Annotated in this window: 9 protein-coding genes and 1 pseudogene; 6 read left to right on the plus strand and 4 right to left on the minus strand. The window is 41.3% G+C overall.

The genetic code is table 11. The features are described from left to right. The first annotated feature begins 14 nt into the window (after positions 1 to 14). From minD to B2W49_RS01505, 3 genes are all read left to right on the plus strand, one after another. On the plus strand, positions 15 to 827 hold the full coding sequence (gene minD, locus B2W49_RS01495; protein WP_004975294.1) for a septum site-determining protein MinD: 813 nt from the start codon (positions 15 to 17) through the stop codon (positions 825 to 827). Between the two features lie 2 nt (positions 828 to 829). Next, a complete protein-coding gene (gene minE / locus B2W49_RS01500; RefSeq protein WP_004975292.1) occupies positions 830 to 1,102 on the plus strand; it encodes a cell division topological specificity factor MinE in 273 nt (90 codons plus the stop codon). Between the two features lie 93 nt (positions 1,103 to 1,195). Beyond that, on the plus strand, positions 1,196 to 1,483 hold the full coding sequence (locus B2W49_RS01505) for a PA4642 family protein (RefSeq protein WP_291333928.1): 288 nt from the start codon (positions 1,196 to 1,198) through the stop codon (positions 1,481 to 1,483). A gap of 108 nt (positions 1,484 to 1,591) precedes the next feature. On the opposite strand, the gene B2W49_RS01510 is transcribed toward B2W49_RS01505, so the two are convergent. After that, the gene (locus B2W49_RS01510) at positions 1,592 to 4,777 is read right to left on the minus strand and encodes a DNA translocase FtsK (protein ID WP_291333941.1); all 3,186 of its coding nucleotides are present in this window, start codon (positions 4,775 to 4,777) and stop codon (positions 1,592 to 1,594) included. 339 nt (positions 4,778 to 5,116) lie between these two features. Here B2W49_RS01510 and trxB point away from each other — a divergent pair, with 339 nt between their 5' ends. From trxB to B2W49_RS01525, 3 genes are all read left to right on the plus strand, one after another. Beyond that, positions 5,117 to 6,070: a thioredoxin-disulfide reductase gene (gene trxB / locus B2W49_RS01515; RefSeq protein WP_291333929.1), complete on the plus strand. Its 954-nt coding sequence runs from the start codon at positions 5,117 to 5,119 to the stop codon at positions 6,068 to 6,070. A 106-nt stretch (positions 6,071 to 6,176) separates the two neighbouring features. Then, positions 6,177 to 6,908 carry a leucyl/phenylalanyl-tRNA--protein transferase gene (gene aat / locus B2W49_RS01520; RefSeq protein WP_291333931.1) on the plus strand — a complete coding sequence of 244 codons (732 nt, stop codon included), beginning with the start codon at positions 6,177 to 6,179 and terminating at the stop codon, positions 6,906 to 6,908. Positions 6,909 to 6,932: 24 nt separating this feature from the next. Continuing rightward, the gene (locus B2W49_RS01525) at positions 6,933 to 7,748 is read left to right on the plus strand and encodes an arginyltransferase (protein ID WP_291333933.1); all 816 of its coding nucleotides are present in this window, start codon (positions 6,933 to 6,935) and stop codon (positions 7,746 to 7,748) included. A gap of 39 nt (positions 7,749 to 7,787) precedes the next feature. On the opposite strand, the gene rimI is transcribed toward B2W49_RS01525, so the two are convergent. The 3 genes and pseudogenes from rimI to B2W49_RS01540 form a co-directional block, all read right to left on the minus strand. Beyond that, positions 7,788 to 8,246, minus strand: coding sequence for a ribosomal protein S18-alanine N-acetyltransferase (gene rimI / locus B2W49_RS01530; protein ID WP_291333935.1), 459 nt, complete (start codon positions 8,244 to 8,246; stop codon positions 7,788 to 7,790). Between the two features lie 103 nt (positions 8,247 to 8,349). Continuing rightward, positions 8,350 to 9,231: a metal-dependent hydrolase gene (locus tag B2W49_RS01535; protein ID WP_291333937.1), complete on the minus strand. Its 882-nt coding sequence runs from the start codon at positions 9,229 to 9,231 to the stop codon at positions 8,350 to 8,352. Positions 9,232 to 9,612: 381 nt separating this feature from the next. Beyond that, positions 9,613 to 9,722, minus strand: a pseudogene (locus B2W49_RS01540) (elongation factor Tu); the annotation flags it as partial.

A 9,722-nucleotide genomic window follows, 5' to 3' on the forward strand; every position in this document is an offset into this window, starting at 1 on the left:
CAGGAGTGGATTCGGTGGCGAAAATTGTTGTCGTAACATCAGGCAAAGGTGGCGTAGGTAAAACCACTACAAGTGCATCTTTTGCAACAGGTTTAGCCCTACGTGGTCACAAAACTGTTGTTATCGATTTTGACGTGGGTTTACGTAACCTTGACTTAATTATGGGTTGTGAACGTCGCGTTGTTTATGATTTTGTGAATGTTTTAAATAATGAAGCGCGTTTACAACAAGCATTAATTCGCGATAAAGATATTGAAAACCTTTATATTCTTCCAGCCTCTCAAACCCGTGATAAAGATGCCCTGACCGATGAAGGTGTGGCACGTATTATGGATGAGCTCGCACAAGAGTTTGATTACATTATTTGTGACTCACCTGCAGGGATTGAGCGCGGTGCTATTTTAGCGATGTATCATGCCGATGAAGCGATTATTGTGACCAACCCTGAAATTTCTTCAGTACGTGACTCTGATCGTATTATTGGTATGCTCGACAGCAAAACTAAAAAAGTAGAACAAAACGAAGGTCGTATCCGTAAGCACCTGTGTATTACACGTTACAACCCAGAACGTGCCGACAAACAAGAAATGCTGACGATTGATGACATTTCTAAAGATATTTTACGTGTACCTACTTTAGGCGTAATTCCTGAATGTAAGAGCGTACTTCAAGCATCAAACGAAGGTAAACCTGTCATTCTGTATAGCGATGCTGCAGCAGGTCAGGCTTATGATGACTTGGTTGCACGATTCTTGGGTGAAGAACGTCCGTTTCGCCATATTGAAGCGAAACCTAAGGGCTGGTTAGCACGATTATTTGGAGCGTAGACATGGCAGGATTTTGGAGCAAATTATTTAGCGGTGAAGATAAGCCATCTAGCGCACAAACAGCAAAAGATCGCTTAAAAGTGATTGTTGCTTCTGAACAAGGTCTGGGTAAACGCTTAAGCCAAGAAAAAATTGATCAGATGAAGAAAGAAATCATGCAAGTGGTGAACCGCTACGTGCGTGGGGTAGATGAACAACACATTCAAATGTCAGTACGTTCAGAAGCCAATATTGAAATGCTAGAAATGAATATCAATTTGCCTGAAGAGCGATAATCTGAATACTGATTAGTCAAGCAAATTGAATCAGGGCAAAATAACGCAAGTTATTTTGCCCTATTTTTTCAAAAGAATATAAAGGAGATTGCTATGGCATTATCTCAACCTGCAACCTTTAACGAAGCATGGTCAGATGAACGTGTGTTTGCTTACTTAAATCAGTTGCCACCTGCAGGTGTCAATGCAGATTTCCATGTGTTATATCATGCTTTTAAACACATGCGTCCAAGCGACTATGAGCGCTTATTGACCCAGTTTATTGCCGATGGTCGTGACCTGAATGCCACCAATCCTGAAGGTCAACGTATTCATGACGTGATTGCTGAATTCCCTCGTCAAAAAGATGAGTTTTTAGCAGTTTTGGCTAAGTTTGCCTAAACGATTTAGCTGTCTTTCTTTAGCTAAATTCAGCAAAAGATAATGAAATAAAAAATCCCGCAATCGTCATTGCGGGATTTTTTTAACATAAAACAGAATGAGAAAAAACTAAACTAAAATTTCACGTTTTCCGTTTGGCCCCTGCTCACTGACAATACCCTGTTCTTGCATTTGATCGACAATACGTGCTGCACGGTTATAACCTAAGCTAAATTTACGCTGTAAAGACGAAGTCGAAACTTTGCGTGTTTCCAATACAAACGCCACACACTGATCATAAAGCACGTCACGGTCTGGATTGCCTTCACCATCTTCAAAACCACGTGAAGAGGGTTCTTCATCAAATGGTGTCAAGATTTCATCCACATAGTCTGGGTCACCACGTTCACGCCATGCATCACAAATACGGTTGACTTCATCATCTGAAATAAACGCACCATGCACACGCTCTGGTTCAATTTTACCAGGCCCCAAGAACAGCATATCACCATGCCCAAGCAAGTCTTCTGCCCCACCTGCATCTAAAATGGTGCGCGAGTCAATTTTTGAGTTTACGCGCAAGGCCACACGGGTTGGAATGTTGGCTTTAATCAAACCTGTGATCACATCTACCGATGGACGCTGAGTCGCAAGCAATAAATGAATCCCTGCTGCACGTGATTTTTGTGCCAAACGGGTAATCATTTCTTCTGCTTTTTTACCGACCTGCATAATCATGTCGGCAAACTCATCTGCCACAATCACAATAGAAGGTAATGGAGTTAAGCGTGGAGCACGTTCCTGTGTAGCAGAATCACTCGGTTTCCAAGTTGGATCAATCAGGTCTTCACCACTAGCAAGCGCTTCTTCCACCTTACGGTTATAGTCGCTTAACTTACGAATTTTAAGGAAGGACATTAACTTATAACGACGTTCCATTTCATTGACACACCAATTCAAAGCACTGACCGCATCTTTCATATCAGTCACGACAGGCGTCAATAAATGTGGAATATCGTTATAGTTAGCCAATTCCAATTGTTTCGGGTCAATCAAAATTAAACGCAATTGATCAGGTTTGTATTTCAGCAACATCGACAAAATCATCGAATTCACCGCAACCGATTTACCCGAACCCGTTGTACCTGCAACCAGCATGTGCGGTGCTTTGCCCAATTCAGTAATCACAGGGTTACCTGAAATGTCTTTCCCCATCGCCATAGATAAAATGCCGTTTGGATCTTCAAAAGCAGGCGTTTGTAATAACTCAATCAAACGTACCATTTCACGTGAACTATTCGGTACTTCAATACCAATATACGGCTTGCCCGGAATCACTTCGACCACACGTACCGATGCCATCGACATTGAACGTGCCAAGTCACGGGAAATATTGGTCACTTTTGAAGCTTTGACCCCGGGTGCCAAATCCAGCTCAAAACGGGTCACGACTGGGCCAGGCTGTGCTTCAACCACTTTAGCTTTGACATTAAATTCCTGTAATTTAATTTCCAGCAATTCCGACAAGCGCGATAATTGTTCTGCGGTGAAGTTCACTTTTTTGTTTGGATCGACTTTATCAAGCAAATCTAAACCCGGTAATGGCGATAAATCACGACGTTTTTCTGCAACCTGCATGGCACGGGACATCGGACGGCCATGTGCATCGGTCAAGGGTGCATCAAAATCAAAGTCATCTTCATCTAGTGGTTTGCCTGCGGTTTCCTGCCAAGCTTCGATAAATGCTTCTTTGGATAACGCCGCTTTTTCTGCATGTTCGGCCTGTGTAATGGCAGCTGTACTTGCCATCACTGCGGCAGTGGCTGCCGTCTGGATAGGTGCCTGAACAAAAGCAGAACTTTGTGCATAACTACTGGTACTACGCGCTACAGGCGCTTGATCTTTAAATGAATCTTGCTGTAACTCATCACCCAAAAGATCATCCACCAACAAATCATCTAAACTGTCTAAATCATGCTGCAAATGGCGCTCTTGCCGTACAGCATGATTTTGCATATTCGAAACACTTGAAGATGACGGATTAAAATCTGACTCAAATCTGCTGAGTTCATCGTTAAAATCGTGAGTCGTATGATTCGAGTGTGGATGCACTGTTTCATGCTGGATCACAGACTCATCTAAAGCATCCATTCCCGCATTGTTTTGGAATGGACTGTGTAAATCACTTGCAGCTTTGCCTTGTGGAACTGCTGCGAGCAATTCATCAAAAATTTGGTCATCATCCCAATCCAACGATGATTTTGTAGTGGCTTGAGCTGCTGCAGTTCTAGGAAGCACGTCATCAAAAGGATTAGATTGTAGATGCGACTCAGGCTCTTCTGAAGCACGCAATAAAGCATGAATGTCTTGGTTATGCTGACTGTCGGTATTTTCTTGTAAAGCACGCCATACTTCACCTGTCGCAACAATACGCTGGCTGTCTTGTTTTAAGCGATGCGCCTTTTCTAGGGTTTTCTCTAATTCAACCTCATCAATTTCATCTTGTATCAATCCCTGTTGCTGCGGCTGTTGCTCTTCTTCTTCGCGTTGCTGCATATCATTAAACATACGCTCTGCCGCAGGATGTGGCGTAGTTACTTTAGCTTGTTTCACCTGTGCCACAACGAGTTCACTCTCTTCTGAATCGGTTGATGCCACTTTGGCAGCATCCACAGGTGCAGCAGCGACAACGGTCTTTTTCACCTGTGGTGCAGAACGGTCAAACTCCGATTCTACTTCAGGTACATTGCGATAGAACAAATCTTGCAGATAAGCAGGTGTGGCTTTTAAAGTTGCCCAGGTTCTGTTCCACTTCACCCCAAATGCGAGGGTAAATAAGAAAATCCAAAAGACGACTAAAAAAATTGTTGCCCCATAAATGGTTAAAATTTGCGACAAACTTTTCCCAAGCTCAAAACCGATAATTCCGCCTGAGGCATTGTCTAAAGTATCGGCAGGCACTTGCCAAAATAAATACAATAAACTTGCAGTCGCCAATAAAATGAAGAATTGTGCAGCATATCGAAATGGACGGTTTAAAAAACTACGTGGCCACCAGACTTGTAAGGCTTCAATAAATAAATAAGCAGGAAGGAGCAGACTCGCCCAACCTAAAAAGCCAAACAATAAATCGGCAATCCATGCACCTGCTATTCCACTTGCATTTGAAACCTGTTGGGTATCACTAGAAATGTGCATCCAACCTGGGTCAAATGGAGTATAGGTCACTGTTGCAAGGAACAGATATATTCCAAAAGAGACCAAAAATAATGTCGCTATTAAGCGCTGTGCATAAGCACCCGACACCGCAGTCATATATTGTCCTGTCGCCAATTCTTCATCAATGTTTTGTTTGCTCGATGGTCTAAAAAAGCCACCTAATTCAGAGCGTCTGTGTTTCATTTAGCTATGGCATTTAAGTCGCATTTCACGATGCAAACTTCATCACACAGCAAGCTATAAATTATAACAGACCTTCTATTATGCATGTGTTGCCTAGAAAAAGATGCAAGATTATTGAAGTGTGTTGTTAACTTTTTCTATATAGCTCAAATCGATTTAGATGATCAGTAATATCAACTTTAATCACACAGCAAACTCATCCTGTTTCACGTATAATTCCATAAATTTCTGAATAAAAAAAGGATGCTGTGCATGAGCGCTCGTCACTCACGTTTGATTATTTTAGGTTCAGGCCCTGCAGGTTATAGTGCCGCAGTATATGCCGCACGCGCCAACTTAAAACCGACTTTAATTGCAGGCTTACAATTGGGTGGTCAACTCACCACGACCACGGAAGTTGATAACTGGCCAGGCGATCCTGAAGGTTTAACAGGCCCAGTGTTAATGGAGCGTATGCAAGCGCATGCAGAACGCTTTGGCACAGAAATCGTGTATGACCATATCAATGAAGTAAACCTGAATGTGCGCCCATTTGTACTCAAAGGCGATATGGAAGAATTTACCTGTGATGCTTTAATCATTTGCACAGGCGCGACTGCTCAATATTTAGGTTTAGAATCTGAAGCAGCATTTATGGGTCAGGGTGTAAGTGCCTGCGCCACCTGTGATGGTTTCTTCTACAAAAACCAAAAAGTGATGGTCGTTGGTGGTGGTAACACGGCTGTCGAAGAAGCATTATACCTTTCTAATATTGCAGCACACGTGACATTGGTGCATCGTCGTGATTCACTTCGTTCTGAAAAAATCATGCAAGACCAATTATTTGCAAAAGTGAAAGAAGGCAAAATCAGTATTCTTTGGAATAACCAGGTCGATGAAGTCTTGGGTGACAACACAGGCGTAACTTCAGTCCGTTTAAAATCAACTACCGATGGTTCTACTCAAGATGTTGATGTATCTGGCTTATTCATTGCGATTGGTCACAAACCGAATACTGGCATGTTTGAAGGTCAATTAAACTTGCGTGATGGTTATATCCAAGTACAAAGTGGCACTTCAGGCAATGCGACTCAAACTTCGGTGGATGGTGTTTTTGCTGCGGGTGATGTGGCAGATTCAATTTATCGCCAAGCAATTACTTCTGCAGGTTCAGGCTGTATGGCAGCATTGGATGCAGAAAAATATTTAGATGCACTGGGTAAATAATTTAGTGACTACGTTTAAAGACCGCTCTCTTTGAGCGGTTTTTTTAACACGACATTTTTAGGTATGATGAGTCAAGTTCATCACAAAAATTCACACGGCAATTGCTATGCACACACTCCCCGCTTCACAATTCATTTTCCCCGATCCTATTGAAGTTGATCCTGAAGGTGAAGGTTTGATTTGTGTAGGTGCAGACCTCTCCCCTTCTACGCTCTATGCAGCCTATACCCATGGTTTATTTCCATGGTTTTCAGAAGGTGATCCTATTTGCTGGTGGAGTCCAGAACCGCGCTGCGTGATCATTCCGCAACATTATCAGCCCAGTAAATCTTTAATCCGCAACATGAAAAAAATGGATTATCGTATTACTATCAATCACGCCTTTGCACAGGTGATTCGCAATTGTGCTTTACCTCGCAGCTACGCCAATGAAACTTGGATTTCTGAAGAAATCATTCAAGGTTATTGTCAGCTTTTTGCAGCAGGTTATGGCTACAGTGTCGAAGTTTGGGAGCAAGATCTTTTAGTTGGTGGTTTGTATGGAGTCAGCATTGGTAAAGGCTGTTTTGGCGAGTCGATGTTTAGCCATCGTACCGATGTATCCAAAATGGCATTTTATAGTTTGATGCTGCTCGGACAAGAACAAGAATTGCCTTGGATTGACTGTCAATTGGTTAATGACCATTTAATTAGCCTGGGCGCATGTACAATTTCTCGCCAAGACTATCTTAAATCGTTACAAGATGTTGTAAAACAGCCTGCGATCAATTGGAAAAAATATCAGGACAGTGTATTTTCAAGTAAAACAATAGTGCAGTATGCGCGCTTACTTGAATGACAATAACAGAGAGGGATCTTGAAAATGAATTCATATCACCCAAAATCCCCGCTAAATGATTTGCAGTATTACATTACTCCACCGCACGATTGCAGCTATTTACCTGAAAAATCTGCGCGGATGGTATTTTTAGACCCTACACATAAAATTGATGTGCTGACTTTGTCTGAACTCTCTAGGGTCGGTTTTCGTCGCAGTGGCGATTTTGTATATCGCCCTGAATGCCATTTATGCCGCCAATGCCTTTCTTCACGCATTCCTGTCGCTGAATTTAAAATGAACAGCACCCAAAAGAAAGCTTGGAAACGCAATCATGATTTACAGATAAAAATAACGCAGCCACAAGATGCAGGCGATTTGCATTATGCACTGTATGAACACTATATCAATGAACGACATGCCGATGGTGATATGTTCCCTGCCAGTCGTGACCAATTTGAAAAATTCCTGATCCACAGTTGTACTAACAGCTTCTTTTTAGAAATTTGGCACGCAGATCGCCTTATTGCGGTATCGACCTGTGATTATTTAGATGATGGTATTTCTGCGGTCTATACCTTTTTTGATCCTGACGAAAGTCGTCGCTCACTCGGAACATTTGCAGTATTAAAACAAATTGAACAGGCGCAACATTTGGGGCTGCAATATGTATACTTAGGCTATTGGGTACCACATTCCAATAAAATGAATTATAAATCGCAATATGTACCACTTGAGCTACTGCTCGATGGTCAATGGCGACGTATTAACCGCAGCCTAAATACCGATGAGGTGCAGCAATTGGGAAACTCTTTAATGACCACACTGCCCTTAGGCTGGAATAACTCAATCATCAAATAAACTGAATTCACACAAGATCAATTTTTACCTCGAACAGATTTACTTAAACAAACTGGCAAAATCATCACTACAAGATTTCACCATAATAATGGCATGCTCGCGTGTCCCATCCGTTTTAGGATAATAATTTTTACGTAAATCAATTTGATGAAAACCTGATTTTTCATACAGGGCTATCGCAGCTAAATTACTTTCACGTACTTCTAAAAAAATCTGAACGGGTCGATTCTTTAAGCCTGCAATAGAATGTTCTAGCAATTGATAGCCTAAACCTTTGCCTTGCTGACTTGGATGCACCGCCATCAACAACAAATTCGCTTCATCCAATACAGGTTGCAAAATACAAAAGCCCACTACTTTCCCTGCGTGTTCAATCACGGTACTGTGATAACTGTCCACAGCTTCACCAAATTGGTTGGCACTCCACGGATGACTTTGTACCAAATTTTCAATAACAACCACATCGGCGACATCATGGGCTTGCATTAAACGAATCATAAGAAGTGATCTTGTGCTCTAAGATGTAGGCATTATAGATTTCACTACAAAAAAATCGAGCAAAAAAAAAGGCAACTTACGTTGCCTGACCAAAGGGAAAAGTTTAGAAGCCTAATTTGGCTTTCCAAGTATTTAATAATGTTGTGGTGTCAAAATCGTTCGGATGAAAATTCGGATTGAAATATAACAACATTTCTTTGCCCATGCCGGTAATAATCCCTTTGGATGGACTATAAGCATAACGATAAATCATGCGTAAATTTTCCAAATTCAATTGCTTGTCTTGTTTTAATAAACGCCATAAAAAATAGTTTTGTATAAAAAACAAAATCACCATCGAGATAACCAAAGAACTTGTCCGTAGTGCATAGGCTCTCAAACCCTTACCAAACACACCTTTAAACACATCATAAGCCACAGCTTTATGTTCATTTTCTTCAATTGCATGCCACAACCACATGGTTTTCATGGTGTCATCAGTCATCAATTCTTGAATATGAGAATTACTGAGTAACTGTGAAGCAATCGTTGCCGTGAAATGTTCTAGCGCAGTAGTTGTAGTTAAATCTACCATTTCCTGTGTAATGCCAATCGGTTTAGCTAACTTTGCCATAAATTTTCGAGTGGTTTGAATCACGGTATCTGTATGACGTTCCAAAGCATCAACATCATGCCCAAATTTCTGCGCAGAGGCATTAAAACCGACATGCTCATGCGTGTGCATGGCTTCTTGTCCAATGAAAGCACTGATTTCTTTCTGTAAATCTGCATTGTTTTTCAGCATTGAGTGATAACGCACCGCACGTACACTGTCTATAAAAAACTTCTCACCTGCAGGAAATAATGCAGATAAAGCAGTCATAAAATGCGTTAGACCTGCATTACCACCCATCCAATATTCGGGTACAGTATCAAAGTTGAAATTCATACGGCGGACAGGAAAACTCGCCCCAGCACGTTTACTTATACTTACCTTAGCATTCATGTTGCTCACTCCTGAGGTTACAACTATGAAGTTATTTACTCCTTGCAACCCACTCTATTTTTATTTTTCGGTGTGACTTCATATTACGGTTTTCTGCGCAGTATTTAAGTGCACTTAGGGACAGCGAATTGTCAATTCAGGACATGAGGAAAAAAATAATGATAAGTGAAATTATTTTTATGATTTAGAGAAAAATAGGCAACTATACCGTAGCATAAGAAAGTTAAAAAAATGGTTTTTAGATGATTCAAGGCTTAAAGAATGACTTTTTTGATCCATCAAACTGTATGACAAGCTATCATCCATAAATGAAAACTAGCACTCAAAATACAGCCATAAAAAAGCGCCCCAAACGGAGCGCTCTTTCACACTATAAAGCGATTATGCTGTTACTTTAGCAACAACACCAGCACCTACAGTACGACCACCTTCACGGATCGCGAAACGTAAACCAGCGTCCATTGCAATTGGGTGGATTAATTCTACTGACA

Origin of the sequence: Acinetobacter sp. UBA801 (assembly GCA_002296655.1) — a bacterium.
Lineage (GTDB): Bacteria > Pseudomonadota > Gammaproteobacteria > Pseudomonadales > Moraxellaceae > Acinetobacter.